Raw genomic sequence first — 24,941 nt, forward strand, 5'->3', positions numbered from 1 at the left:
TGCCTGCCCCTTACCAAACCATTTCCACCTGCTCTTCCCGCTGCTGTATGCGGCTGTCGAGGAAGCTGCAGAAGTCCGCCAATTGCGGATGATCGAAGACATCCGAAACCTTCACCGCAGCGCCGAATTCGGCGCCCAGACGATTGACGATCTGGATGGTCTGCAACGATTGGCCGCCGAGTTCGAAGAAGTTGTCTTCAGGCTGAATGCCGCTGACGCCGAGAATCTGCTGCCAGATGGCGCTGACCCGGCGCTGGGTCTCGTCGCTCAAGGCGCGCTCCGGGGCGCCACCCAGGTATTCCTGGTGCAGACGTTTGCGGTCGAGCTTGTTGCTGCCGGTACGCGGTAAGGCGGAAAAGTGACGGTAATCGGTGGGCACCATCGCGCCGGGCAACACTTCGCTCAGTTCGCGCTTGATGCTGCGAATGTCGTCGCGCGGACCAGCGACGAAAGCCACCAACCGGCGCACGCCGGCGCCCAGTTCCAAGCCCAGCACGCAGGCCTCGTCGACGCCATCGAGTGCCAACAGCCTGGCCTCGACTTCGCCCGGCTGGATGCGATAGCCGCTGATCTTGAATTCGTTGTCCAGCCGACCGAGGTACACCAGTTCCCCGTCCACCAGTCGCACTCGGTCACCGGTGCGGTAGATCCGTGCCGTCTCATCGCCGATACGCAGATGGGCAAATGCCGGCGAATCGCTGTTGAGATAGCCGTTGGCCAATTGAGCGCCGAACAACACCAGCTCGCCTTCCAATGCTGGGCGATTGCCGCGATCGAGAATCAGCGCCTCGACGCCGGCCAGCGGCCGGCCGATGGGCAACTGCTCGCGGTTGGGGTCGATGCGCTGCAGATCGCAAGTGGTGGCGACCACGGTGGTTTCGGTCGGCCCATAGGTATTGATCAGGCGCACATCCGGCCGGTTCATGCCTTGCCAGGCGGCCAGCTGCTCCGGGTACACCGCTTCGCCACCGATGATCACCGTCTTGAGCGGCGCGGGAATCCGCGCCTGGTCACTGCGCAGTGCGACGACCCATTCGTTCCAGAACGCCGTGGGCAAATCGACGACGGTAATTGCCTGCTGCTCCAGGCTTTCCACGAAAGCGGTCATCGACTGAAGCATCGCGTCGGTGCGCAACACCAGCGTGGCGCCGGCGGACAGGCTGACGAAGACCTCCTCGATGCTGGCATCGAAGTTGAACGGCGCGAACTGCAACACCCGGTCAGTCGGAGTGATCCCGTAGCGCTGTTGCGCCGCCACGGCGAAGTGCTCCAGTGCTCGATGACTGACTTCCACACCTTTCGGCGTGCCGGTGGAGCCGGACGTGAACATCAGGTAGCTGGCCGCATCGCCATCGCGTGGGCGGTACTCGCGATTGGCCGAGGTCAGCAGGCCGATCAGCTGGATCGGGCCGCGATGGATATCGGCAAGCCTGTGGCGGTAGACCGCCTCGGTAATCACCAACGCAAGGTCGGCGCTCGCGCAGATCAGCCGTTGGCGATCCGCTGGTTGCTCCGGATCGAGCGGTACGTATACCGCTCCAGCCAGCAGAACTCCCAGCTGCGCCAGAATCGCTAGCGGCGACCGGCTCAGCATCACCCCGATCCGCTCGCCCGGCTGAATGCCCTGCTCCATCAATGCTGCGGCAACCATTTCGGCACGCGCTTGCAGCTCGCCGTAGCTCAGCGCCTGTTCATGCTGGATCAGCGCGATACGTTCCGGCTGGGCGTGCGCTTGCTGGCGTATCGCATCCAGCACACTGCCCGGCTGCCCAAGGTTGCCAACAGCCGGTGCGCTCAGGCGCTGCCAGGCGCGCCGCACGGCATAGAGCTCGTCGAGCAACACGTCGCGCGGCTGCTGCGGCGCGGCCAGCCAGCATTCGAGCAGGCCGAACAGTTCTTCCTGCAGGCCACGCACCTGCTCCAGGCTGTAGCAGGCCGGGTTGGCGTCGTAATCGAGCACCGGCATGCCGTCTGCGCCGACCTGCACTTCCAGGGTCAGGTCTTCCACCGGGCCGGCGCTGAGGTTCAGCGTGCGGGCCGGGCAATCACCGTACGCTAGCGGACGGTCGAACGGCATGATGTTGATCAGCGGGCCGAACAGGCGCTGTTCGCCACCGACTCGGCCGAGGTCGCGCCTCAACGATTCGTAACGGTAATGCTGGTGCTTGCGGCTGCTGCGGCGCAGCTTGCCGATGGCTTTCGCGCAGCCGATGAGATCAGCGTCATCCGGCAAATCCAGGCACAAAGGCGCGATGTTCATCTGCATGCAAGGCACGTTGAACGCCGCCGAGCCGATGCGGTTCATCACCATCAATCCAAGAACCTGCGCCCGGCTGCCGCTGACCTGCCGCAGCTGGGCCGAGACGCCGGCCAACAGCAGATCCGGCCAGCCGATGCTGTGGGCATCGGCGACTTCGTTCAAGGCTTGCCACAGCGGCGCTGGGAATGTCGCGCCGTGACGAATGAAGGTGGCGGAGATGGGCGCGCTGCGCTCGCTGAAACTCACAGGCTCCGGCATACGTGACAACGTTTCCAGCCAGTAGCCGCGCGCGGCGGCGGTGCGGCCCTGGGCGTCCCGTTCTGCGTCCTCCTTTAGCACATCTTTATAACGACCGAACCCGCTAGGCGGCGCGGTTTCGCCTTTCAGCGCAGCACCGTAAAGCTCGGCAATTCGCTGGTACAACAAGTTGGTGCCATAACCGTCGAGGGCGATGTGATGCACGCAGCTGTAGAGAAAATCACCTCCATCAGCCCGCAGCAACACGAAGCGGCACGGCAGCTCGCGTTCGAGATCCAGCGCGACGCGGATGTCACGCATGGCCCAATCGCGCACCCAGCGTTCGGCCTCCTCGCCCGTCGGCACCTGGACTTTTCGCACCTCGACCGGCAATTCACAAGGTTTGAAAAGCACCGCTTCTTCATCGGCAACGAACAGACCGGACAATGCCTCGCATTCGCGCACTGCCTGCTGCACCGCAGTGGTCAATGCTGCTGCATCAATCTTGCCGGCGAAGGCAATGCACTCGGCGGTGTTGAACATGGCGCGGTCTTCGTTGAGCAGGTAGGCGTACCAGAGCCCCTGCTGAGCGATACCCTGCGGTCTCATAGCGCACCCCCGTGTTCACGAATAAGCGTCCACCAACCGTTGAGCGTCGGCGTCTTCGCCAGATCGGTGAAGCTGAGTTCGAGGCCCTGCTCGCGCCATTCGCTGAGCAGCGACATGATCTGGATCGAATCCAGACCGTAATCGAGCAGGTTCTCGTCGGGATCGAACGGCTCGTCCATCTCGTCGAGCATCGCCAGCAACCGCGCCTCGAGTGCTTCACGGGTCGGCAGCGATGCCTGTGGCTTACCGAGGTCGAGCACGTCACGACAGCGGATCACCCGCCCGCAGCGCGTTGCCACGTAGTCCAGTGCCATCAGGTGTTCGGCCTGGCTAAAATCAGCGATGCCGTCCGCCAGCATGAAAGGCTGGATGTCCCGCATGAAGGCATCGCAGGCCGTCATCAGGCAGCCGATATGCCCGTAGATTCCGCCGATGATCAACTGATCGCGGCCGAGCTCAGCCATCATGTGTTGCAGCGGCGAGCGCTGAAAAGCGCTGTAGCGCCACTTGGTCAGCACGGTGTCGTCGGCAGCAGGCGCCAGCCCGGCAACGATGGCCTGGCGCTCGGGATGCTGGGTAATGCCAGGGCCCCACATGTCGGTGAGCAGCGCCCGATCCGCGGCGGCCTGTTCGACCGGCTGCGCAGTGTATACGACCGGAATGCCCAGGGTTTTGCAGCATTCGCGAACCAGCGCCAGGCGTGCCACCAGCGCGGCGATGAAGGCGCTGTCTTCACCCCAGAAGTCGCAGAAATAGCCTTGCATGTCATGGATCAACAGCACCGCGCGATCAGGATCGACCGACCACTGGACTTTGTTCGCGGCCCATTCGCTGGGCAGGCTGTAGGGCGTCAAAGTGGGAATAGCCATGAAGCGAATCCTTATTCGGTAACGGTCAGTTGTTCAGCGAGACGGCGACGCAGGCGGTTCTTGTCCACCTTGCCTACGGCTGTCATGGGAAGTGCGTCGAGGTGTTCGAATCGGTCCGGCAGCTTGTAATCGGCTAGACCGAGGCCGCGCAGAAACTTGCGCAGGACGATGCCCTTGAGAAGTTCGGGGCTGACGATAAAGGCGCAACTCTTCTCACCCATGGCCGCGTCCGGCATTGATACCAGCGCCGCCTGGGTAACAGCGGGATGCGCCATCAGCAGGCTTTCCACTTCCTCGGCAGCGATCTTTTCGCCACCACGGTTGATCTGATCCTTGATCCGCCCAACAACGACCAGATAGCCGTCCTCGCGCTGCCGGACCAGATCACCGGAGCGGTAGAAACCCTCGGCATCGAATGCGCTGGCGTTGTATTCCGGGCTCTGGAAATAGCCGCGGATGGTGTAGGGGCCACGGGTCATCAAGGCTCCCACCTCGCCGGCCGGCACCGGATTGCATTCGCGGTCGACGACTTTTACTTCGTCGTCCGGGCTCATCGGCTGCCCCTGGGTCAGGTAGACACGCTCGTCGTTGTCGTCCAGACGGGTGTAGTTGACCAGCCCTTCGGCCATACCGAAGACCTGCTGCAAGCGACAACCGAGATCCTGCGGCACGCGGCGCGCAAGCGACTCCGGCAGCTTGGCGCCACCGACCTGCAACAGCTGCAGCGAGGCGAGTTCGTCCCGGTGTGCCGGCGCGGCCTGCAACCACAGCGACAAGGCCGACGGCACCAGGGCGGTGACGTTGACCTGTTGCTGCGCGATCAGCGGAAAGCAGCTGGCCGGGCCTGGATCGGCGCTGAGCACCACCCGTCCACCAGCGAGAAACACGCCCAGCGCGCCGGGCGAACTCAGCGGGAAGTTGTGCGCCGCAGGCAGCGCGCAGAGGTAGCGGGTGCTGCGGTCGAACTGGCATATCTCATTGCTGCGGCGAACGCTGTAGAGGTAGTCGTCATGGGTGCGCGGGATCAGTTTCGGCGTGCCGGTGCTACCGCCCGATAGCTGGAACAAGGCTACTTCGCTGGCTGGTGTCGGAGCGAATGAGCGCTCTGCCGCTGCTGGCTCAAACCAGCCTTCCAAACGCAGTTTCGGCTGCGGGTCGTCGTGCAGCAGGACGGTGTCGAGCTCAGGGATCAGCTCGGCCAACTCATCGAGAAATACATCGCTGGCAAACAACGCATGCTCGCGACTGGCCACCAGCAGCCGCGGACGGATCTGCGCGGCGTAGGCGACCAACTCCAGGCGGTTGTGGCTGAACAAGGCATTGACAGGGGCGATGCCAGCCTTCATCAAGCTGAAGAATACGATGTACAGCTCAGCCTGACTTCCGAGCTGAACCAGCGCCCTATCGCCCCGCCCTAGGCCCCGGTTGGCCAGCCGTTGGGCGAGATGCGTCGACATCTCGTCCAGCTCGGCGTAGCTGAACTCTCGACTACCGGAAACTACCGCAATGGCGTCCGGCTGAAGGCTGGCCTGCTCGATGAGCATCTGGCTCAGCGGTTCACCCCGCCAATATCCGGCACGGCGATAACGCTCAGCAAAAGCTTCGGGCCAGCGGGTGAACGGAACCAGGCTCATACTGCCTCCTGATCAAGTCCGAACGCGGCGAGCATGGTGCCGAGTTTGGTTCCCGTCTCGCGCCATTCCGATTCGGGGCACGACGCCGAGACCAGCCCCGCGCCAGCAAACAACCGGACCTTGCGTTCATCAATCACGCCACAGCGGATCACCACGGCCCATTCGCCGTTGCCGGCCGCATCGCACCAACCGACGATGCCGCCGAACACACCACGGTCGAACGGCTCCAATTCGGCGATCAGCTGTTTGGCCGCAGTCGTGGGGAAGCCGCAGAGCGCTGGCGTCGGGTGCAGCTGACACGCCAGGCTCAGCGCCGACACCGGCGCGGCCAGCTCGCCCTCGATCCGCGTCGACAGGTGCCAGAGCTTGGCGGTACTCATCAACGAAGGCGCCGCTGGAATCTGTAGGTCGCGGCATAGCGGACGCAACTGGCGTTCGATATCTCGAATCACCAGGCGATGCTCATGCTGATCCTTGCCCGAATCGAGCAGGCTTCGCGCCGACTGTTCGTCCGCTGCCGGATCGGCGTAGCGCCTGGCGGAACCGGCCAGCGGATTGGTCTCCAGGCGTTTACCGGTTTTGCGCAGCAGCAACTCAGGGCTGGCGCCGATCAGAACGCCGCCATCCGGCAGATCGGTGAAGAAATGAAACGCTTCGGGATTCTGCTGGCGTAGCCCCTGGAAGATTGTCGCGGCACAGGGTGGTGCGTCGAACTCGAGCTGCAGCAGGCGTGACAGCACCGCTTTATCCAGCCGACCGCTGCGCAGCGCATCCAGCGCGCGGGTAACGGCTTTTTGAAAGCCAACCTGATCGGGCTGTTCGGTGCACTGACGCGCCGCGCCACAGGCGAACCCGCAAATCGCGGTCGGAGGTGACGCGGGAGGAAGATGGGAAACGTGTCGCGGGATGAACAGACTGGAGGATTGCTGCTTGTCGAAGGGAATCACGCCAACCAGCACGGGATTGTTCAAACCGGCTGCCTGCGCTTCGGCGAAGGCCCGCTGAACGTCATGCTCCAGGCCCGGCCCGGCGCCTTCGGCCGGCGTGTCTATCGCCTTGAAACAACCGCTGGCTTCGATACCGCCTGCCGGTGAATAAAATCGATACGACGGCGGGAATTTGTATCCCACGCCTGGTCCGTCGTAGGCGACGCGAGTCAATGCGTTCACCACCACCTCCACATAACAATAATGGGATTGATTATCATTTGCTGGCGGCAACGATAGTCATCGGTGACAGATGCGTCAAATTATTTCTGTTCGCGGGACGCAGAGACGGTTTGCTGGCGGTTAGGTCTAAGGCGGTTGCGGCTGGTTTAAGAAGAGGTGGAGCGAGAGGGGGTATCAGTCACCGGCTATACGGACATGACGTGATGACTATAACCATTGAAAGTACTTTAGCTATTGCGCTTAACAAGTTGATTTATGCAATAAAACCAGCATAAGAGAGACAGGCAAAGTCTACTAACGAACCTCGACGATTTCGTATTGCTGGCGGCGCCCATCCACGAGCACTTCAACCTCATCACCATCGCAGCGCCCAAGCAACGCGTGGCCCAACGGCGATCGCGGCGATATCACCAGTACTTCTGCTTCTGCAACAACCACTCTCAACCCAGCGGCATCCGGGCCGAGGAAAACCCAGCGCCCGATACCGGCCTGCTCCAGCGAAACCAGCGCGCCGAGCGTGATCGGCTCATCGACCTGCGAGCGCACCGGAAGATTGCGATAGCGGCTCAGCGCCGTCTCGATCTCATGCACACGGCGACGCTGCCCGTCAGCAAGATAGGCAGCCTCGAGCCCGCGAGTGTCGTACTTGTTTTCCGCCTTGCTCTCGGCATGCGTTGCCGCCTCGTGAGAGGCCTTAAGCGCGTCCTTGGCAATTGTCAGATCGGCTTGCAGCTTTTCGATGATAAGTGCTTGGAGATCGGTCTTGTTCATGCAGGCTCGGGACGGTAGTGCCGGGCCTCTAGCATGGCATCGCTACGCCCACAGAGCCACGCCGACTGAATACGTCTTTCTGCAACATCCGGCGACCTGTCGAACACAGAGCCGCCTGACATGACAGGTAAAGTGCGACCCTATTCGAAACCAACCAACGCAAAGGATCGAGACAGATGCTTACCCTGAGCCTGGGCCCGCTGACGATCGGCATACCCCATCTGATATTGGTCGGCTGTTTGTTACTGGCGACGCTGACCGGCTGGTGGGCGTACCGACCGCACGGGCGGAACCCCGAGCGACAGATATTCCGGCTTATGCTGCTGGCTGTGCTGGTCGCGCGCCTGTCCTTCGTAGCGGTCTACATCGAAGATTTTTCCGGCGCCTGGTGGCGAGTACTGGATATCCGCGACGGCGGCTTCATCGCCTGGCCGGGTATCGGAGCCGCATTACTGGCCGGTGGTTGGCTGATATGGCGTGACCGAGAACTGCGCAAACCATTGGGCCTCGCCTTGGTGGTAGGACTCGCCAGTTGGACCTTCGCCAGCTTTGGCTGGCACGCCTTCGAACGAGGGACGCGTCTGCCTGAGATAGCCCTGCGCGACATAGACGGCAGGTCGGTCAGCTTGGCCGACTACGGCGGCAAGCCGATGGTCATCAATCTTTGGGCCACCTGGTGTCCACCGTGCCGCCGTGAAATGCCGGTACTCGCCGAGGCACAGGCGAACAACCAGGAGCTGGCCTTTCTGTTCGTCAACCAGGGCGAAGGTGAAGGCGAAATCAGGCAATTTCTGCAGAGTCACGACCTTGGATTACGCAACGTGCTGATCGACAGCGGTGGTCGCCTTGGACAGCACGTCGGCTCGCAAGCATTGCCGACCACGCTGTTCTACGACGCAGACGGTCGGCAAGTCGGCAGCCATCTAGGCGAGCTGTCACGCGCCAGCCTGGCAAGAGCGATGAAAGCACTGCGGCAATAGCTCTCGATACCCCACACATCTACCTAAACGCGCTGGTCGGACGTCTACCCAGTCACACTTCTGCAACAGCCGCAAGTCATCGGCGCTGCCGATGGCCGGGCTGCAGATGAATGAACCGAAGCCGAAAAGCCGCTGTCCAGACAGAAGCGTTCGAATCAGCCGCAGCATGCGGATTTGTCGGCCCGCGCGGGATATTTTTAAAAAAGAGGAAATTTGCCGCAGGCGACAGAGCGAGACGCTGCTTATACTGTCCCCCCATCCAATCTGGAGCCACACCCGTGAATAAAGCCGAGTTGATTGAAGCGATCGCAGCCTCCGCCGATGTCCCTAAGAGCACCGCCACTCGCGTACTGGACGCCTTTACCGAAAGCGTGACCAATACCCTGCAGAACGGCGACAGCGTGACGCTGGTTGGCTTCGGTACCTTTGCTGTCAAGGAGCGCGCCGCTCGTGACGGCCGCAATCCGCAGACCGGCGCAACGATCAAGATCTCCGCAGCCAAGCTGCCAGGCTTCAAGCCAGGCAAGTCGCTGAAGGATGCGGTGAACTAATCCATCCGTATGTCGGATACCGGGTCGCTGACGTCCTTACGGACGCAGCGCCTGTCCTGGCGTTGACCGCCTCGGTCGCGCACCCTGCTCCACTCCTCGCTACATTTGCTCTCGAGCATAACCGGAACGAAGCGTGGGCTTTGTCAGCCGCCTAGGCTCGCCCCAGCCATGCCAACTCTATTTGTCGCTGCGACTCACTTGTCGCGGTCGATCGCAAAGCCCGCCCAGGCCTGCCGCGACGGCATGATCTCCAACCGGTTGATATTGATATGCGCCGGTAGCGTAGCGACATAGAAGATCTGCTCAGCGATGTCTTCGGCGGACAATGGCGTGGTGGTGCTGTAAAGCGCGTCGGACGCCGCTTGATTGCCCTTGGTCCGTACCAGCGTGAACTCGGTCTCGGCCATACCAGGCGCGATGTCGGTGACCCGCACTCCCGTGGCGATCAGGTCACAGCGCAGGTTGTAGCTGAACTGCTGGACGAATGCCTTGCTGGCACCGTAGACATGACTTCCGGGATAGGGCCATTGGCCTGCCACGGATCCGATATTGACGATGCTGGCGCCCTTTCCTGTCTCGATCAACGTTGGCAGCAATGCATGGGTTACGTTTACGAGGCCGGTGATATTGGTGTCGATCATGGTGTGCCAATCGTTCAGATCGGTCTTCTGCGAAGGTTCCGGAGCCAGTGCCAAGCCCGCGTTATTGACCAGACAAGTCACGGCACGGAAGGTTTCGGGCAGTTCGGCGACGACGTTCTTGACCGCCTCGCTCTTGCGCACATCAAGCGTTGCAACATGCACCGGAACCTTTTCGGCCAACTCTTCTTTCAGTGCTTCTAGTCGCTCCGAGCGTCGACCGGTCAGTACCAGCGACCAGCCTGCTTCAGCAAAACGGCGAGCCGTAGCGCGACCAAAACCTGATGTGGCACCGGTGATGAATACGACCTTGCTGTTCATGCTTTTCCTCTTTTTCCGATTGGCGCGCTCGTAGAAGCGCGCGGTGGTATCGATGGCTATGGTCCGTGCATAGGCGGAAAAGTTCGAGCGGTTTCTCCGCATCATTTCTTAACAACTGAACGATCAGCCTTTTTATTCCAACAAAATACAAAGCACAACGATGGCCTTTTTGTTGGTCGAGCACGGTTTCTAGACCTTTTCAGCACGATTCGTTTTGGGATTAATTCGCCGTTCAGCCTGTATAGCCCTTGAGGCTTATTCCCAGCGGAGAACGCGCCAGTTAAAAGCCGGGCTCCCGCCCCTTCAAAAGGAATCTGAAATGCTTAAAACAAAAACACTACTAGCAGGCGCTATCTCGTTACTGATTGCGAATCAGGCCGCAGCCCTCAACGATGCGCAACAGGACCAGACCGGCACCGATAACTATGCCGATGTGGTGCAGCAGATCGGTTCGGACAATTACAGCAGCCAGCTCCAGGATGGAGACGCCAATGTCTCCTACACACTGCAGAGCGGGACGCTATTGTCAGCCTCTAGCGAGCAACGCGGCGCGGGCAATATCTCGACGATCGAGCAGAATGGGATGAACAGCCAAGCGAACGTTTCGCAAGACGGCAACTACAACCTCGCCACGGTTTATCAGGAGACTAACGAGGAAGTCGGCTATACGGTGACCCTTTCGCAGATCGGTAGTCAGAATCTCGCCTACGTCGAGCAAATTGATGGGGCCGCCAGCGTCTCGGATATTTACCAGAACGGTGAAGGCAACTCTATCGACGTGACTCAACAAATGACGGCCAACCACCTCGACGCGGAGCAGACCGGCGATGGCAACACCGCTCTGGTCGAGCAGTTCGGGAACACGACCGCCTATATAAGCCAGGCCGGGACTGCCAACGCCATCAACTTTCATCAGGACGGCGCATTTTCCGGCGCTTTTGCCTCAATCAGTCAGAACGGTACCGGTAACGAGGTCAACCTCTCACAGCAAGCCAGTCGATACAGCGCAGGCGACGTGCGCCTGGTACAGATCGGCACGGACAATATTGCCGACGTATCGGAAAGCAGCGGCTTCGGCAGCTTCAGCTTCACCCAGGACGGAACGGGAAATGAGCTGACCGCCCAGCACGGTGGTCGCTCGACCACGGTAGAAGGCACCTCCACCGGCGACTTCAACCGTGTAGACATTCGTCAGGACTTCGACGGCAGCAGCCTGACCATCGCCCAGAACGGTACTCGCAACGAGATCGACGTTGACCAGACGGGTTACTACGGTGTCGGCGACATCCAGCAGACAGGCACCGAGAACTATGCATCGCTGGTGCAGATCGGAAACTCCAGCAGCGTCACTCAGGAAACGGCGCTCATCATGCAAAACGGTACTGGAAATTCGGCCTTCGTTACCCAGGGTCAGTAAGTCGTTTCGGCGAGCCGATTAACAGCCTAGTGCTGCAACCAAGGCTCGTATCGGCTCGATCATGGGCCGGCGTGCTAGACCAACGCCAGCGCGCCGTGACGACGTAAGTTTTTCCTCCGAGTTCAAGCAATAGGCCCAACCTTGGTGCAAGCGCCTATCGAAGCTCTGGTAGCTGGAATAGTGCACTCGGGTGAACAAACTCTAGGTAATACGCTGAGAAATGAGGCACTAACGCTCAACCAAATCGCGGTTTTACCCGGCTTGGTTTTTTTGGTCTGCCGTCTCTCTTTCCATGGGAACGCGCGGGGAACAAACACACGCCCTTTTACGCTGCCTCAGATACGCGAAAGCCCCGGATTACGGGGCTTTCAGCGTTGTAGATGGTGCGGACGGAGAGACTCGAACTCTCACACCTTGCGGCGCCAGAACCTAAATCTGGTGTGTCTACCAATTTCACCACGTCCGCAGTCTTTCAAACGAAAACGCCAGGCTACGCCTGGCGTTTCGGAATATGGGGTGGACGATGGGGTTCGAACCCACGACCGCAGGAGCCACAATCCTGTGCTCTACCAACTGAGCTACGCCCACCATATTGCATTGCTTGTGCCAGAGCCCAGAAACTGGCGCACCCGGCAGGACTCGAACCTGCGACCATCCGCTTAGAAGGCGGATGCTCTATCCAACTGAGCTACGGGCGCTTTTATCTGCAATCTATTCGGAGCGCAGACTTCAAGCTCCGGCTAATGAAGAATTTACCTCCAAAAGCCGTCTTACCCAGCAGCAAGCTGTGCTCGACAAGCGGGGCGAATCTTAATGGCCTGTCCGCAGGCCGTCAACAGCTAAACCGAAAAAATTTCAGGCAGGTAAAGGAGTTACGGATAGGGGACACCGCATCGCCTTTGCCGGACGGTGTCACCGTGAGAGAATGCGCCTCCTTTTTCAATCCTTCTCGATGGTTAATCACGCGTCATGACCGCAAAACTGATCGACGGTAAACAGATTGCTGCCAATATCCGCCTACAGATCGCCGGCCGAGTGGCCGAGCGCTCTCAGCAGGGCCTCAGAGTTCCGGGGCTGGCAGTGATCCTCGTGGGTTCGGACCCGGCCTCGCAAGTATATGTCGCGCACAAGCGCAAGGACTGCGAGGAAGTGGGATTCAAGTCCACTGCCCATGATCTGCCGGCGACGACCAGGCAGGGCGAACTTCTGGAGCTCATCGATCAGCTCAATGACGATCCGCTTATCGACGGGATTCTCGTGCAGCTGCCGTTGCCCAAGCACCTGGACGCCTCGCAGCTGCTCGAACGCATTCGGCCCGACAAGGATGTGGATGGCTTCCACCCCTATAACATCGGCCGCCTCGCGCAGCGCATGCCCCTGCTCCGCCCCTGCACACCGAAAGGCATCATGGCGTTGCTGGAGAGCACCGGTGTCGACCTGCACGGCCTCAACGCGGTAGTTGTAGGCGCGTCCAATATCGTCGGTCGCCCCATGGCACTGGAGTTGCTGCTGGCAGGCTGCACGACCACCGTCACCCACCGCTTCACCCATGACCTGGCCGAGCACGTCAAACGCGCCGATCTGATCGTGGTCGCGACGGGGATCACTGGGCTGGTGAAAGGTGAATGGATCAAGGAAGGCGCCATCGTCATCGATGTCGGCATCAACCGACAGGCCGATGGCAAACTGGTCGGCGATGTCGAGTTCGACGTGGCGGTGCAGCGCGCCAGCTGGATTACACCCGTGCCCGGCGGAGTTGGCCCCATGACGCGCGCTTGCCTCTTGGAAAACACGCTGCATGCCGCGGAGCATCTGCACGACTGATCACGCCGGCCATCAGAGGAGCCGTATCCTTCAGAGGTTCGGCGAGATCTCCAGATGGTGTAAATATCTTCGGCGTCTCAAATCAAACGGCACCCTAGGGTGCCGTTTGATTGTCGCTTCCAACCGCTATCCGTGATTTAACGTTACTGGTTCCAGGATTTGATCAGCTCTTCGTAACTGACGGTCTGCCCCTGGGGCTTCTCGTTTTCCAGTTTGGGTTTCGGCGAGCCAGGCTGGCTAAGCCAGTATTCGGGGTCGCGCGGTTCGTTCATCTTAGGCCCGCACTTCGGCTGTACGTTGGCACGCTCCAGCCGCGCCATCATGGTGTCCTGTGCCTCAGCAAGGCCATCCAGCGCTTCCTGAGGCGTCTTGTCACCGCTGGCAGCTTCGGCGATGTATTGCCACCAGAGCTGAGCCAGACGCGGGTAATCCGGTACGTTGGTTCCGGTTGGCGTCCACTGCACGCGCGCCGGACTACGATAGAACTCCACCAGGCCGCCCAGCTTGGGCGCCGCTTCGGTCATGGCATCGGAGTTGATGTCGGATTCCCGGATCGGCGTTAGCCCGACCAAGGTTTTTTTCAGCGACACGGTCTTCGACACGGTGAACTGCGCGTACAGCCAGGCCGCCAAACGACGCTTTTCGGGTGTCGATTCAAGGAAGGTCCAGGCGCCAGCATCCTGATACCCGAGCTTCATCCCCTCTTCCCAGTAAGGCCCCTTCGGCGATGGCGCCATCCGCCATTTCGGCGTGCCATCTTCGTTGACCACGGGCAAGCCGGGCTTGGTCATGTCCGCGGTGAAGGCGGTGTACCAGAATATCTGCTGCGCAATGTTGCCTTGTGCCGGTACCGGTCCGGACTCGGAGAAGGTCATACCCTGAGCTTCCGGCGGTGCGTACTCGCGCATCCAGTCGACGTATTTCTGCGTCGCGTAGACCGCAGCCGGCCCGTTGGTGGCGCCGCCGCGAGCGACGCTCGAGCCGACCGGATGGCAATCTTCGACGCGAATGCCCCACTCGTCCACCGGCAAGCCGTTCGGCAGCCCTTTATCACCGGCGCCCGCCATGGAGAACCAGGCATCGGTGAAGCGCCAGCCCAGCGACGGATCCTTCTTGCCGTAATCCATGTGGCCGTAGACGCGCTGGCCGTCGATCTCCTTGACGTGCTTGCTGAAGAACTCGGCGATGTCCTCATAAGCTGACCAGTTCACCGGCACGCCGAGCTCGTAACCATAACGCTCCTTGAATTGTTGTTTCAGATCGTCCCGCTCGAACCAGTCGGCACGGAACCAGTAGAGGTTGGCAAATTGCTGAACGGGCAGCTGGTAGATCTTGCCATCCGGGCCGGTGGTGAACGAAATGCCGATGAAGTCGTCGAGATCAAGGGTCGGCGAGGTGTAATCCTTGGCTTCGCCTTCGATCATGTCGCTGATGGCGACTGCTTTTCCATAGCGGAAATGCGTGCCGATCAGGTCGGAATCGTTGATATAGCCGTCGTAGATGTTCTTGCCGGACTGCATTTGCGTCTGCAGCTTCTCTACGACATCGCCTTCCTGCATCAAGTCGTGCCGCAGGCGGATCCCGGTAATCTCGCTGAACGCCTTCGCCAGGGTCTTGGACTCGTATTCGTGTGTGGTAATGGTCTCTGACGCGACGTTGATCTCCATTCCGCGGAACGGCTCGGCAGCCTTGATGAACCATCGCAGCTCTTCCATCTGTTGTTCCGGCGACAGGGTCGAGGGATTGAATTCCGACTCGATCCATTTCTTCGCCGCCTCCTCCTGGGCATCGCCCCATGCCGTACCTGCAGTACCGGACAACGTCAGCAGGGCCGCGAGCGCCATGCAATGTCGGGTGTTGTTTTTATTCTCGAACATACACACCTCCTTTGGGTTTTTCGGAGGGATGGGCCGCGCGGCTCAACCCCAGCGCATCACTGCAAACAACCAGACGAGAGATAGCGCGGACGCTATCCAGATGCTCCAGTCGGTCAGCCCTATCAGCAGAAGATGCCAATAGGCGCTGCCCAGAAGTCCGATGAACAACCGATCGCCCCGCGTGGTGACGATGGGCAGGAAACCTTTGCGCGCAACGCAAGGCCGTTTCAGTTCCCAGACACTCATCAATGTAAGGGTCAGGCCGATCACGGCAAAAAATACGGCGGTCGGCGTGGTCCAGGCCATCCAGTTCATACGTGATTCTCCTATACCCGGCCGAGGGCGAAGCCCTTGGCGACGTGATTGCGGACGAACCAGATCACCAGCATCCCCGGCAGGATCGTCAGCACCCCGGCGGCCGCCAGCACGCCCCAGTCGATACCGGAAGCCGAGACGGTGCGCGTCATCACCGAGACAATGGGTTTGGCATCCACCGAGGTCAGCGTGCGGGCCAGCAGCAGTTCGACCCAGGAAAACATGAAGCAGAAGAACGCCGTCACACCGATGCCGGGGCCAATCAGCGGGACGAAAATCTTCACGAAGAATTTGGGAAAGCTGTAGCCATCGATGTAGGCGGTTTCGTCTATCTCCTTGGGTACACCCGACATGAACCCCTCGAGAATCCACACCGCGAGCGGCACGTTGAACAGGCAATGCGCCAGGGCTACCGCGATATGCGTATCGAACAACCCGATCGACGAATACAGCTGAAAGAACGGCAGCAGAAAGACCGCCGGCGGCGCCATGCGATTGGTCAGCAGCCAGAAGAACAGGTGTTTGTCGCCGAGGAAGCGAAAGCGGGAAAAAGCATAGGCCGCCGGCAGTGCCACGGTGAGTGAAATGACCGTGTTCAGGCAGACGTAGTACAGCGAATTGATGTAGCCGCTGTACCAGCTACGGTCAGTGAAGATCACTCGGTAGTTGTCCAGCGTGAAAGCCCGAGGCCAAAGCGTCAGGCCGCCCAGGATCTCGGTGTTGCTCTTGAACGACATGTTGATCAGCCAGTAGATCGGCACCATCAGAAAAACGATGTAGAGGATCAATACCATTCGTTTGCGCAGATGCATTCAGCAGACCCTCGTCATTTCTGGTCGCCGTGGGTCATGGCGGTATAGAACAGCCAGGACACCAACAGGATGATCAAGAAGTAGATCAGCGAGAACGCCGCCGCCGGCCCAAGGTCGAACTGCCCCACCGCCATCTTGGTGAGCGTCTGACTGAGAAAGGTTGTGGCATTGCCCGGCCCGCCACCGGTGAGTACGAAGGGCTCGGTATAGATCATGAAGCTGTCCATGAAGCGCAGCATCACGGCGATCAGCAGCACGCTCTTGAGCTTGGGCAGCTGGATGTAGCGGAACACGGCCCAGGCCGAGGCGCGGTCGATGCGCGCCGCTTGGTAATAGGCATCCGGTATGGCCCGCAAGCCCGAATAGCAGAGCAGCGCGACCAACGAGGTCCAGTGCCAGACATCCATGACCAGCACCGTCACCCAGGCATCGCGGGTGTTGGATGCATAGTTGTAGTCGATGCCCAACTCACGAAGGCCGTAGCCCAGCAGGCCGATGTCCGCACGGCCGAAAATCTGCCAGATCGTGCCCACCACGTTCCATGGGATCAACAACGGAATCGCCATCAGAATCAGGCACAGCGAGGCCCAGCGACCACGAGTCGGCATGGTCAGCGCAACCGCGATGCCCAGCGGAATTTCGATCAGCAGCACACAGCCGGAAAAGATGAACTGCCGCAGCAGCGAGTCATGCAGACGAGGATCGTGAAGGATTTGGCGATACCAGTCCGCACCGACGAAGAACCGGGTCGAGGAATCGAAGATGTCCTGAACCGAATAATTCACCACAGTCATCATTGGCAGAATGGCGCTGAAAGCCACCAGCAGAAAGACTGGCAACACCAGCCACCAGGCACGGTTATCCTGAATTTTGATCATGGCCTGGCCTCCACCAGCCGGTCGTCGGCATAGAGCATCAGCCACTGAGCGGGAAAGCTCACCCAAGCCTGCCCTTTCGGGATGGGGTGATCTTCCGGCAAACGCGCCTTCAGCAGATGTCCCTGCAGACGAAGCGTAAGAATTTTATAGGTGCCCAGATCTTCCACCCGCACCACCTCGGCCCGCATGCCGCCGGAAGCCGTTTCCTCACCAACCTGTACGAACTCCGGACGAATACCGAGTTGCAGTCGACTCATCGCCAGCTCGGGCAAACGCGCCGCCAATCCGCTGGAAAGCGGCAGATGCAAATCACCGAAACCAACACCGCCCTCCTCGGCACGCACCTCGATCAGATTCATTCCCGGACTGCCAACGAAGAATCCGACGAAAGTGTGCTGTGGCCGCTCGAACAACTCTCTCGGCGTACCGAACTGAACGATCTGCCCGCCATGCATCACGGCAATCTTGTCGGCAAAGGTCGAGGCCTCCAACTGATCGTGGGTGACGTAGATCATGGTGATATTGAACTGCTCATGGATCTGCTTAAGCTTGCGACGCAGCTTCCATTTCAGGTGCGGGTCGATGACCGTCAGCGGCTCGTCGAAGAGAATCGCCGATACGTCATCGCGCACCAGGCCGCGCCCCATGGACACCTTCTGTTTCTCGTCCGCAGTGAGATTGCGGGCCTTGCGCTTGAGCAGCGGATGCAGGTCGAGCACCTCGGCGATCTCGTGCACCTTGCTGGTCACGCGCGCCTCCGAAACGCCCTGATTGCGCAGCGGAAAGGCCAGGTTGTCGAAAACGGTCATGGTGTCGTAGACGACCGGAAACTGGAAAACCTGGGCGATGTTGCGCTGCTCGGGTGTCATTCTGTTCACCTCGCGTGCGTCGAACAGCACCTGTCCCTCGGATGGACTGAGCAAGCCGGAGATGATGTTGAGCAACGTCGACTTGCCGCAGCCGGACGGCCCCAGTAACGCGTAGGCACCGCCCTGCTCCCACACATGGTCCATCTCGCGAATCGCATAGTCCGCCGCACCTTGCGGCTGCGAGCTATAGCTGTGGGCAAGGTTCTGCAATCGAATCTCCGACATGGTGTGCTCCTTCAGACGCGTCGGACCGGTGCCTGAGCCAGCTCGCCGGCAGCATCGAACACGAACAACTTGTGGGTTGGGATGTACACGCGAATCGGCGAATCCACCGGGTAGTCATGTACCCCCTGCAGGTGCAGAACCAGGCTGAGGTGCTCATTGCGCACATGAAGGAAGCTTTCCGAACCGCTGATTTCAGCCAGCTCGACCGTGCCGGAGACTTCCAGGTCGTCGTCGTTGGACGGCACCAGGCCGATATGGCTGGGCCGTATGCCGAAGCGGTAATCGCCCTCGCTCAGGGTTCGCAGGTCCGCATTGAGCGGAAAGTGCATGCAGTCCTGAAAGCTGACCTCGTTGGCGGCGATACGCCCCGGCAGCAAGTTGATCGGCGGTTCCGAGAACAGTTCGGCGCTGAGCATCCGGCTTGGCCGGTGATAGACCTCCGACGTGGGACCGCTCTGGATGACGCGCCCTTCATGCAGGACTGTCGCCGTTCCGCCCAGCGCCAGCGCCTCGTTGGGCTCGGTGGTCGCATAAACGGCAATGCTGCGGCGCGTCTTGAACAGCTCGCGCATTTCCTGCCGCAGCTCTTCGCGCAACTTGTAGTCGAGATTGACCAGCGGCTCATCGAACAAGATCAGATCCGCGTCCTTGACTAGCGCCCGGGCCATGGCGGTGCGCTGCTGCTGGCCCCCGGAAAGCTCCAACGGGTATCGCTGCAGAAAGTTTTCGATGTGCAGCATCTCGGCGGTTTCACGAACCTTTCGCTCGATCTCTGCCTTGCCAGCACCCGCCTGCCGCAACGGAGAGGCGATGTTTTCGAACACGCTCAGCGTGGGGTAGTTGATGAACTGCTGGTAAACCATCGACACGTTCCGCTTGCGGACCGGCACGCCGGTAACGTCGGCGCCGTTCATCAGGATGCGTCCGCTGCTCGGTTTGTCGAGCCCCGCCATGAGCCGCATCAGCGAGGTCTTGCCCGACAGCGTTCGCCCGATCAGCACGTTGAACGAGCCTGGTTCGAAGTTTAGGCAAGCGTCAGCGATGTGCACGTGGCCATCGACGGTCTTGCTGACGTGTTCCAGCGTGAGGGACATGCTGCATCCTTCTAATTGTTGTGAAGGATAGGAAGCGATATCCGTGCCAATGCTGCATGTGGCTCTAGGCCGGGTCTGAGGTGAAAGTGCTGTTTTCTCAAGTGTTCAAACTGAACATTTTTGAACATTGACAGCGCGTAGAAATGAACAAAACTGTTCAAGATGCGCGCTACGGCAGTAGCGAATAACAACAAGAATTTGCATCTTCAGAGGGCAACATGGCCGACCCAGCCCAGTCCATCGCACACCAGACGCTGATCGAAGATTCCTGGAGCCGCTGCGAGCGCTACGGGCTGAATCCGCTCAGCACGCCAAGCTTCGGTCAGCCGGCCACGCAGGAAGTGAACGCCCTGTTGGAGCGCCAACGCAGTCTGGTACAAACCACCCAACGTGAAGTACTGCCCTACTACGAAAACATTCTTTCGAATTCGAGCTGTCTGATTTTGCTGGCGGACAGCGGTGGCCAATTGCTTGAATCGTGGGGTGATCGGCGCTTCGTCGAGCCAACCCAGCAACGCGGATTCAAGCCGGGCGCCAGCTGGATGGAGCGCGACACGGGGACCAACGCGATCGGCACCGCGCTGGCCAGTGGGCAGGCCGTGCATATCCAACGCGACGAGCACTTCCTCAAGGCCAACCGCTACCTGTCCGGTGCGGCTTCGCCGATCTTCGATGCGCAACGCCAGCTGATCGCCGTGCTCGATGTGTCCAGCGACAGCTACCTTCCGCCATCGCACACGCTCGGCATGGTGAAGATGATGAGCCAGTCGGTTGAGAATCGGCTGATTCTCAACCTGTTCCACGATGACTACTTTCAGCTGACTTTCAATACCGGACAGGACAATCTCGACAGCCAGTGGGCCGGGCTGCTGATATTCGATGAATCCGGGCTCATCGTGTCGGCCAACCGGCGCGCCGACAACCTGCTCGGCATGGAGCTGACGCGGCCCCGCATCGATAGGCTGTTCGACGTGCCGCTGTTGCAACTGATCAATCAACCGGAAGATCAGCCCCTGCTGCTGCGGGCCATGGGTCGCCACCGCTTCCATGGCATCGTTCGGCGCCCACAGAAACCATGCATCCAGCCGCGGGACTTCCGTACGACGTCGGGGCGGGAACGGTTGATCGATCTGACCAGCATCGATCAAGGCGATCCGCAGGTGCATAAGGTGATCCGCCAGGCACAGCTCATGCTCGAAAAGGACGTTCCGATTCTGGTACAGGGGGAAACGGGTGTCGGTAAGGAAGTCCTGGTCAAGGCACTGCATGCAGCCAGCTCGCGAGCGGATGCGCCCTTGATCGCGGTGAACTGCGCCGCGATCCCCAACGAGCTGGTCGAAGCCGAACTCTTCGGCTACGAGAAAGGCGCCTTCACCGGCGCCCACCAGAAAGGCAGTCTCGGCCTGATTCGCAAGGCGGATCGCGGCGTGCTGTTTCTCGACGAGATCGGCGACATGCCGATGAGCCTGCAGGCGCGTCTGTTGCGCGTACTGCAGGACCGCAGCGTGCAACCGCTCGGCGGCGGAGAACCATTCCCGGTCGACTTTCGCCTGATCTGCGCCACGAACCGCTCGCTACGCCAGGACGTCGATAGCGGTCGCTTTCGCCAGGATCTGTTTTACCGCGTCAGCGGCCTCAGCGTGGAGTTGCCGCCCTTGCGTGCTCGTCACGACAAGCTCGCGCTTTTCCAGCGCGTCTGGGAACAACATCGAGAACCTCGGCAATGGGCCGGACTGAGCGCCGAAGTGCAGCGCTTGTTCGAACGTCACCCTTGGCCGGGGAATATCCGCCAACTGAGCAGCGTCATTCAGGTTGCCCTGGTACTGGCCGACGATCAGCCAATCCGCCCGGAGCATTTGCCTGACGACTTCTTCGTGGATATTGAAAGCGCCGAAAGTAACGGAAGAACAGAGCCAACCCACTCTATCGGCATGGCGCCTTCGCTTTCGTTACCCACGAACCAGCCGCTGCGCTCACAGTTCGAAGCCTGTCGTGGCAACGTTTCGCACCTCGCCCGGCATTTAGGCGTCAGCCGCAACACTCTCTACAAGCGCTTACGCGCCGAGGGTCTTTATCCAGGTTAAGTTCGCTGCATAGTGCGTTTCAACGACCTGAGTCGGTACGGCTCGACGTAGGGTGGGGCTTTAGCCCACCAATGTTCCAAGGCTCCGTCCTCGCTGCGGTGGGCTGAAGCGGAACGCCGCCCGGCCCGTCCTACTTCTACCTCGTTCAGGCGAACCCTGGCGGGATCGCCCCGTCCAGACAAGAACACCGGCGCTCGAATCCCCGCCCCGGCTGCCTGTCCGCTTCGAGTTCAGCGACGTAGGGTGGGCTTCAGCCCACCGGAAGTACCTGATCGATTGTGGAGGGCTGACGGTTCGCGAGGCTGAAGCGGACGCCGCTTGGCCCTACCGGTCGACAGGGATCGGTAATCCAGCCCTGTTTATCCGCACCTGACGAAAGCTTCTGTTCGCTTACCGGAAACAAAAGAGGCCGCACGCGGCGGCCTCGATGGAGTGTGCAACTTATTCACCTAGACGCCAGGTCGTTCCGCCCTTGCCGTCTTCCAGCACCACGCCCATGGCCGCCAATTGATCGCGAATGCGGTCGGACTCTGCCCAATTTTTCTCGGTGCGGGCCTGCAGGCGCGCAGCAATCAAGCCTTCAACTTCAGCCGCATCCACTTTGTTTGCGGCCCCGGCCTGCAAGAAGGCCTCAGGCTCGAGTTGCAGCACGCCGAGTACGGAGGCCAGTTCTTGAAGGCGCGCAGCCAGCGAAGCAGCGGATTGCAAATCCGTGTCACGCAAGCGGTTGACCTCTCGGATCATCTCGAACAGCACAGAGCAGGCTTCCGGCGAGTTGAAGTCATCGTCCATCGCGGCGCTGAAGCGCTCGGCGAACTCCTCACCACCTGCGGGCGCCGCTTCGGGCAAGCCTTTCAGGCCGTTATAGAAACGTTCCAGCGCGCCCTTGGCTTCCTTGAGGCTGTCTTCGGAATAGTTGATCGGGCTGCGGTAATGGCTAGAAACCAGCAGATAGCGCACTACTTCCGGCTGATACTTTTCCAACACTTCGCGAATGGTGAAGAAGTTGCCCAGGGACTTGGACATTTTCTCGCCGTCCACCCGTACCGCACCGGCGTGCATCCAGGCGTTGGCGTAGAGCTTGCCGGTCGCCGCCTCGCTCTGGGCGATTTCGTTTTCGTGGTGCGGGAAGACCAGGTCCGGGCCGCCGCCATGAATGTCGAAGGTCTCGCCCAGGCAGCAGGTGGACATAACGGAGCACTCGATGTGCCAGCCCGGGCGACCTTTGCCCCAAGGCGAATCCCAGCTCGGCTCGCCAGGCTTGGCTGCTTTCCAGAGCACGAAATCCAGCGGATCTTCCTTGGCTTCGTCGACCTCGATACGGGCACCGATCTTCAAATCCTCGATCTTGCGCCGCGAGAGCTTGCCGTAACCGACGAATTTACCGACCCGATAATAAACATCGCCATTACCCGGCGCGTAGGCGAAGCCCTTGTCAATCAGGGTCTGGATCATGCCGTGCATACCGACGATGTGCTCGGTGGCACGCGGCTCGAGGTCGGGGCGCAGCACATTGAGCCGAGCCTCGTCCTCATGCATCGCGGCGATCATACGACCGGTCAGCGCCTCGAAGCTTTCACCGTTTTCCTGAGCGCGACGGATGATCTTGTCGTCGACATCGGTGATGTTACGCACGTAGGTCAGCTCGTACCCGCGCTGGCGTAACCAACGCGAGACCACGTCGAAGGCCACCATCACCCGCGCATGACCGATGTGGCAGAAGTCATAGACCGTCATGCCACAGACGTACATGCGTACCTGGTTATCGATCAGCGGCTTGAGCGGTTCCTTGGCTTTGGTCAGGGTGTTGTAGATCGATAGCGCCATCATTGCCCCCAGGAATCACGCAGGGTGACAGTCCGGTTGAACACCGGCTTGCCGGGCTGCGAATCCTTGAGATCAGCGACAAAGTAGCCTTCGCGCTCGAATTGGAAGCGCTCTTCGGGTTGCGCGTTGGCCAAGGACGGCTCGGCGCGGCAGCCTGCAAGTACCACCAGCGACTCGGGATTGATGTTGTCGAGGAAGCTGCCGCCCTGCCCTTCGCCTTCAACGGACTTCTCCGGATTGGCGGAGCGGAACAGGCGGTCATACAGTCGCACCTCGCACTCGACGCTTTCCGCAGCCGGTACCCAGTGGATCACGCCCTTGACCTTGCGACCCTCGGGGTTCTTGCCCAGGGTGTTCTCGTCATAGGAGCAGCGCAACTCGATGACGTTGCCCTCGGCATCCTTGATTGCCTCATCGGCGCGGATCACATAGCTGCCGCGCAGACGCACTTCGCCACCCGGAATCAGCCGCTTGAAACCGGCCGGAGGGACTTCCTCGAAGTCGCTGGCATCGATATAGATCTCGCGACTGAACGGCAGCATGCGCACGCCCATGTCTTGCTTGGGATGGCGCGGCAGTTCGAGGTTCTCGACCTGGCCTTCGGGATAGTTGGTGATCACTACCTTTAACGGCTTGAGCACGCACATGGCCCGCGCCGCGTTGGCATCGAGGTCTTCGCGGATGGCGAACTCCAGCATGCCGATATCCACCACACCGCCGGCGCGATTCACGCCGATCATGTCGCAGAAGTTGCGGATCGAAGCCGGCGTATAGCCACGGCGACGGAAGCCGGACAGCGTCGACATACGCGGATCGTCCCAGCCACTCACGTGCTTCTCGTCGACCAGTTGCTTGAGCTTGCGCTTGCTAGTGATGGTGTAGTTCAGGTTGAGACGGGCAAATTCGTACTGACGCGGCTGTGCCGGCACCGGCAGTTGCTCCAGGAACCACTCGTAGAGCGGGCGATGGTCCTCGAACTCCAGGGTACAGATCGAGTGAGTGATGCCCTCGATGGCGTCCGACTGGCCATGGGTGAAGTCATAGCTAGGGTAGATGCACCACTTGTCGCCGGTCTGGTGATGATGGGCGTGGCGGATGCGGTAGAGAATCGGGTCACGCAGGTTCATGTTCGGCGAGGCCATGTCGATCTTCGCCCGCAGCGCACGGGCGCCGTCGGGGAATTCGCCGGCCTTCATGCGTGCGAACAGATCGAGATTCTCCTCGACGCTGCGCTCACGGAACGGGCTGTTCTTACCCGGTTCGGTCAGGCTGCCGCGGTATTCGCGTGCCTCTTCGGGAGACAAGTCGCAGACGTAGGCCTTGCCCGTCTCGATCAGGTGGATGGCCCAGGCATGCAACTGGTCGAAGTAGTCGGAGGCATAGCGCTCTTCGCCGGCCCACTGGAAGCCCAGCCATTGCACGTCGCTTTTGATCGCGTCGATGTATTCCTGGTCTTCCTTGGCCGGGTTGGTGTCATCGAAACGCAGGTTGCAGACGCCACCGAATTCCTGAGCCAGACCGAAGTTCAGGCAGATCGACTTGGCATGGCCAATGTGCAAATAGCCGTTGGGCTCGGGCGGAAAGCGCGTGACGATGCTGGCGTGCTTGCCAGAATCCAGGTCGGCCTGGACGATCGGGCGGAGAAAATTGGTGGCGGCGGTAGTCTCAGGCTTGCTCATG

The 24,941-nt window shown here is 60.4% G+C and carries 19 protein-coding genes and 3 tRNA genes; 5 read left to right on the top strand and 17 right to left on the bottom strand.

The window, feature by feature from the left end:
* Positions 1-10 precede the first annotated feature (10 nt).
* The 5 genes from GYM54_RS03725 to GYM54_RS03745 form a co-directional block, all read right to left on the bottom strand.
* Positions 11-3,106, bottom strand: coding sequence for a non-ribosomal peptide synthetase (locus GYM54_RS03725; protein ID WP_197445102.1), 3,096 nt, complete (start codon positions 3,104-3,106; stop codon positions 11-13).
* On the bottom strand, positions 3,103-3,975 hold the full coding sequence (locus GYM54_RS03730) for an isochorismatase family protein (protein ID WP_197445103.1): 873 nt from the start codon (positions 3,973-3,975) through the stop codon (positions 3,103-3,105). The genes GYM54_RS03725 and GYM54_RS03730 overlap by 4 nt, the downstream gene beginning before the upstream one ends.
* Before the next feature lie 11 nt (positions 3,976-3,986).
* The gene (locus tag GYM54_RS03735) at positions 3,987-5,609 is read right to left on the bottom strand and encodes a (2,3-dihydroxybenzoyl)adenylate synthase (RefSeq protein WP_197445104.1); all 1,623 of its coding nucleotides are present in this window, start codon (positions 5,607-5,609) and stop codon (positions 3,987-3,989) included.
* The gene (locus tag GYM54_RS03740) at positions 5,606-6,778 is read right to left on the bottom strand and encodes an isochorismate synthase MenF (RefSeq protein WP_197445105.1); all 1,173 of its coding nucleotides are present in this window, start codon (positions 6,776-6,778) and stop codon (positions 5,606-5,608) included. The genes GYM54_RS03735 and GYM54_RS03740 overlap by 4 nt, the downstream gene beginning before the upstream one ends.
* 294 nt (positions 6,779-7,072) lie before the next feature.
* The gene (locus GYM54_RS03745; protein ID WP_181104000.1) at positions 7,073-7,549 is read right to left on the bottom strand and encodes a GreA/GreB family elongation factor; all 477 of its coding nucleotides are present in this window, start codon (positions 7,547-7,549) and stop codon (positions 7,073-7,075) included.
* A 176-nt stretch (positions 7,550-7,725) separates the two neighbouring features.
* Between GYM54_RS03745 and GYM54_RS03750 the strand changes: the two genes are divergently transcribed.
* Positions 7,726-8,529, top strand: a complete 804-nt coding sequence (locus GYM54_RS03750; protein ID WP_197445106.1) for a redoxin domain-containing protein — start codon at positions 7,726-7,728, stop codon at positions 8,527-8,529.
* Between the two features lie 110 nt (positions 8,530-8,639).
* The gene (locus GYM54_RS03755; RefSeq protein ID WP_231752173.1) at positions 8,640-9,080 is read left to right on the top strand and encodes an HU family DNA-binding protein; all 441 of its coding nucleotides are present in this window, start codon (positions 8,640-8,642) and stop codon (positions 9,078-9,080) included.
* Positions 9,081-9,274: 194 nt separating this feature from the next.
* Here GYM54_RS03755 and GYM54_RS03760 read toward each other — a convergent pair whose 3' ends face one another.
* The gene (locus tag GYM54_RS03760) at positions 9,275-10,039 is read right to left on the bottom strand and encodes an SDR family NAD(P)-dependent oxidoreductase (RefSeq protein ID WP_197445107.1); all 765 of its coding nucleotides are present in this window, start codon (positions 10,037-10,039) and stop codon (positions 9,275-9,277) included.
* A gap of 319 nt (positions 10,040-10,358) precedes the next feature.
* On the opposite strand from GYM54_RS03760, the gene GYM54_RS03765 reads away from it, so the two are divergent.
* Positions 10,359-11,456, top strand: a complete 1,098-nt coding sequence (locus GYM54_RS03765) for a hypothetical protein (protein WP_197445108.1) — start codon at positions 10,359-10,361, stop codon at positions 11,454-11,456.
* A 381-nt stretch (positions 11,457-11,837) separates the two neighbouring features.
* Here GYM54_RS03765 and GYM54_RS03770 read toward each other — a convergent pair.
* The 3 genes from GYM54_RS03770 to GYM54_RS03780 all read right to left on the bottom strand — a co-directional run bounded on the left by GYM54_RS03770 (position 11,838) and on the right by GYM54_RS03780 (position 12,154).
* Positions 11,838-11,922 (bottom strand) — tRNA-Leu (locus tag GYM54_RS03770).
* A gap of 46 nt (positions 11,923-11,968) precedes the next feature.
* A tRNA-His gene (locus tag GYM54_RS03775) sits at positions 11,969-12,044 on the bottom strand.
* Between the two features lie 33 nt (positions 12,045-12,077).
* A tRNA-Arg gene (locus GYM54_RS03780) sits at positions 12,078-12,154 on the bottom strand.
* Between the two features lie 271 nt (positions 12,155-12,425).
* On the opposite strand from GYM54_RS03780, the gene folD reads away from it, so the two are divergent.
* Positions 12,426-13,280: a bifunctional methylenetetrahydrofolate dehydrogenase/methenyltetrahydrofolate cyclohydrolase FolD gene (gene folD, locus GYM54_RS03785; protein WP_181104012.1), complete on the top strand. Its 855-nt coding sequence runs from the start codon at positions 12,426-12,428 to the stop codon at positions 13,278-13,280.
* A gap of 143 nt (positions 13,281-13,423) precedes the next feature.
* On the opposite strand, the gene GYM54_RS03790 is transcribed toward folD, so the two are convergent.
* The 6 genes from GYM54_RS03790 to GYM54_RS03815 are packed head-to-tail and all read right to left on the bottom strand — an operon-like array spanning position 13,424 to position 19,350.
* The gene (locus GYM54_RS03790; protein WP_131648895.1) at positions 13,424-15,157 is read right to left on the bottom strand and encodes an ABC transporter substrate-binding protein; all 1,734 of its coding nucleotides are present in this window, start codon (positions 15,155-15,157) and stop codon (positions 13,424-13,426) included.
* Positions 15,158-15,199: 42 nt separating this feature from the next.
* A complete protein-coding gene (locus GYM54_RS03795) occupies positions 15,200-15,472 on the bottom strand; it encodes a DUF2160 domain-containing protein (protein WP_131648896.1) in 273 nt (90 codons plus the stop codon).
* An 11-nt stretch (positions 15,473-15,483) separates the two neighbouring features.
* Entirely contained in the window at positions 15,484-16,284 is an 801-nt protein-coding gene (locus tag GYM54_RS03800) for a carbohydrate ABC transporter permease (RefSeq protein ID WP_131648897.1), read from the bottom strand.
* Between the two features lie 14 nt (positions 16,285-16,298).
* Positions 16,299-17,162, bottom strand: a complete 864-nt coding sequence (locus GYM54_RS03805) for a carbohydrate ABC transporter permease (protein ID WP_131648898.1) — start codon at positions 17,160-17,162, stop codon at positions 16,299-16,301.
* Positions 17,159-18,256: an ABC transporter ATP-binding protein gene (locus GYM54_RS03810; RefSeq protein WP_181104014.1), complete on the bottom strand. Its 1,098-nt coding sequence runs from the start codon at positions 18,254-18,256 to the stop codon at positions 17,159-17,161. Before GYM54_RS03810 ends, GYM54_RS03805 begins: the two co-directional genes overlap by 4 nt.
* A gap of 11 nt (positions 18,257-18,267) precedes the next feature.
* Complete coding sequence (locus GYM54_RS03815; protein ID WP_131648900.1) at positions 18,268-19,350, bottom strand: ABC transporter ATP-binding protein; 1,083 nt, start codon at positions 19,348-19,350, stop codon at positions 18,268-18,270.
* A gap of 218 nt (positions 19,351-19,568) precedes the next feature.
* On the opposite strand from GYM54_RS03815, the gene GYM54_RS03820 reads away from it, so the two are divergent.
* The gene (locus GYM54_RS03820; RefSeq protein ID WP_197445109.1) at positions 19,569-21,434 is read left to right on the top strand and encodes a sigma-54-dependent Fis family transcriptional regulator; all 1,866 of its coding nucleotides are present in this window, start codon (positions 19,569-19,571) and stop codon (positions 21,432-21,434) included.
* A 441-nt stretch (positions 21,435-21,875) separates the two neighbouring features.
* Here the strand turns inward: GYM54_RS03820 and cysS are convergent, their stop codons facing one another.
* Complete coding sequence (gene cysS / locus GYM54_RS03825; RefSeq protein WP_181104017.1) at positions 21,876-23,261, bottom strand: cysteine--tRNA ligase; 1,386 nt, start codon at positions 23,259-23,261, stop codon at positions 21,876-21,878.
* The gene (locus GYM54_RS03830; RefSeq protein ID WP_181104020.1) at positions 23,261-24,940 is read right to left on the bottom strand and encodes a glutamine--tRNA ligase/YqeY domain fusion protein; all 1,680 of its coding nucleotides are present in this window, start codon (positions 24,938-24,940) and stop codon (positions 23,261-23,263) included. The genes cysS and GYM54_RS03830 overlap by 1 nt, the downstream gene beginning before the upstream one ends.
* Between the last annotated feature and the right edge of the window lies 1 nt (position 24,941).

Origin of the sequence: Pseudomonas sp. MTM4 (assembly GCF_019355055.1) — a bacterium.
Lineage (GTDB): Bacteria > Pseudomonadota > Gammaproteobacteria > Pseudomonadales > Pseudomonadaceae > Stutzerimonas.

Excerpts from the sequence above, each read along its gene's own strand:
- GYM54_RS03735 (WP_197445104.1), bottom strand. The coding sequence starts at position 5,609 with ATGAGCCTGGTTCCGTTCACCCGCTGGCCCGAAGCTTTTGCTGAGCGT.
- GYM54_RS03805 (WP_131648898.1), bottom strand. The coding sequence starts at position 17,162 with ATGATCAAAATTCAGGATAACCGTGCCTGGTGGCTGGTGTTGCCAGTC.
- GYM54_RS03815 (WP_131648900.1), bottom strand. The coding sequence starts at position 19,350 with ATGTCCCTCACGCTGGAACACGTCAGCAAGACCGTCGATGGCCACGTG.
- GYM54_RS03725 (WP_197445102.1), bottom strand. The coding sequence starts at position 3,106 with ATGAGACCGCAGGGTATCGCTCAGCAGGGGCTCTGGTACGCCTACCTG.
- cysS (WP_181104017.1), bottom strand. The coding sequence starts at position 23,261 with ATGGCGCTATCGATCTACAACACCCTGACCAAAGCCAAGGAACCGCTC.
- GYM54_RS03800 (WP_131648897.1), bottom strand. The coding sequence starts at position 16,284 with ATGCATCTGCGCAAACGAATGGTATTGATCCTCTACATCGTTTTTCTG.
- GYM54_RS03730 (WP_197445103.1), bottom strand. The coding sequence starts at position 3,975 with ATGGCTATTCCCACTTTGACGCCCTACAGCCTGCCCAGCGAATGGGCC.
- GYM54_RS03795 (WP_131648896.1), bottom strand. The coding sequence starts at position 15,472 with ATGAACTGGATGGCCTGGACCACGCCGACCGCCGTATTTTTTGCCGTG.
- GYM54_RS03745 (WP_181104000.1), bottom strand. The coding sequence starts at position 7,549 with ATGAACAAGACCGATCTCCAAGCACTTATCATCGAAAAGCTGCAAGCC.
- GYM54_RS03830 (WP_181104020.1), bottom strand. The coding sequence starts at position 24,940 with ATGAGCAAGCCTGAGACTACCGCCGCCACCAATTTTCTCCGCCCGATC.
- folD (WP_181104012.1), top strand. The coding sequence starts at position 12,426 with ATGACCGCAAAACTGATCGACGGTAAACAGATTGCTGCCAATATCCGC.
- GYM54_RS03760 (WP_197445107.1), bottom strand. The coding sequence starts at position 10,039 with ATGAACAGCAAGGTCGTATTCATCACCGGTGCCACATCAGGTTTTGGT.
- GYM54_RS03765 (WP_197445108.1), top strand. The coding sequence starts at position 10,359 with ATGCTTAAAACAAAAACACTACTAGCAGGCGCTATCTCGTTACTGATT.
- GYM54_RS03750 (WP_197445106.1), top strand. The coding sequence starts at position 7,726 with ATGCTTACCCTGAGCCTGGGCCCGCTGACGATCGGCATACCCCATCTG.
- GYM54_RS03790 (WP_131648895.1), bottom strand. The coding sequence starts at position 15,157 with ATGTTCGAGAATAAAAACAACACCCGACATTGCATGGCGCTCGCGGCC.
- GYM54_RS03755 (WP_231752173.1), top strand. The coding sequence starts at position 8,640 with ATGAACCGAAGCCGAAAAGCCGCTGTCCAGACAGAAGCGTTCGAATCA.
- GYM54_RS03820 (WP_197445109.1), top strand. The coding sequence starts at position 19,569 with ATGGCCGACCCAGCCCAGTCCATCGCACACCAGACGCTGATCGAAGAT.
- GYM54_RS03810 (WP_181104014.1), bottom strand. The coding sequence starts at position 18,256 with ATGTCGGAGATTCGATTGCAGAACCTTGCCCACAGCTATAGCTCGCAG.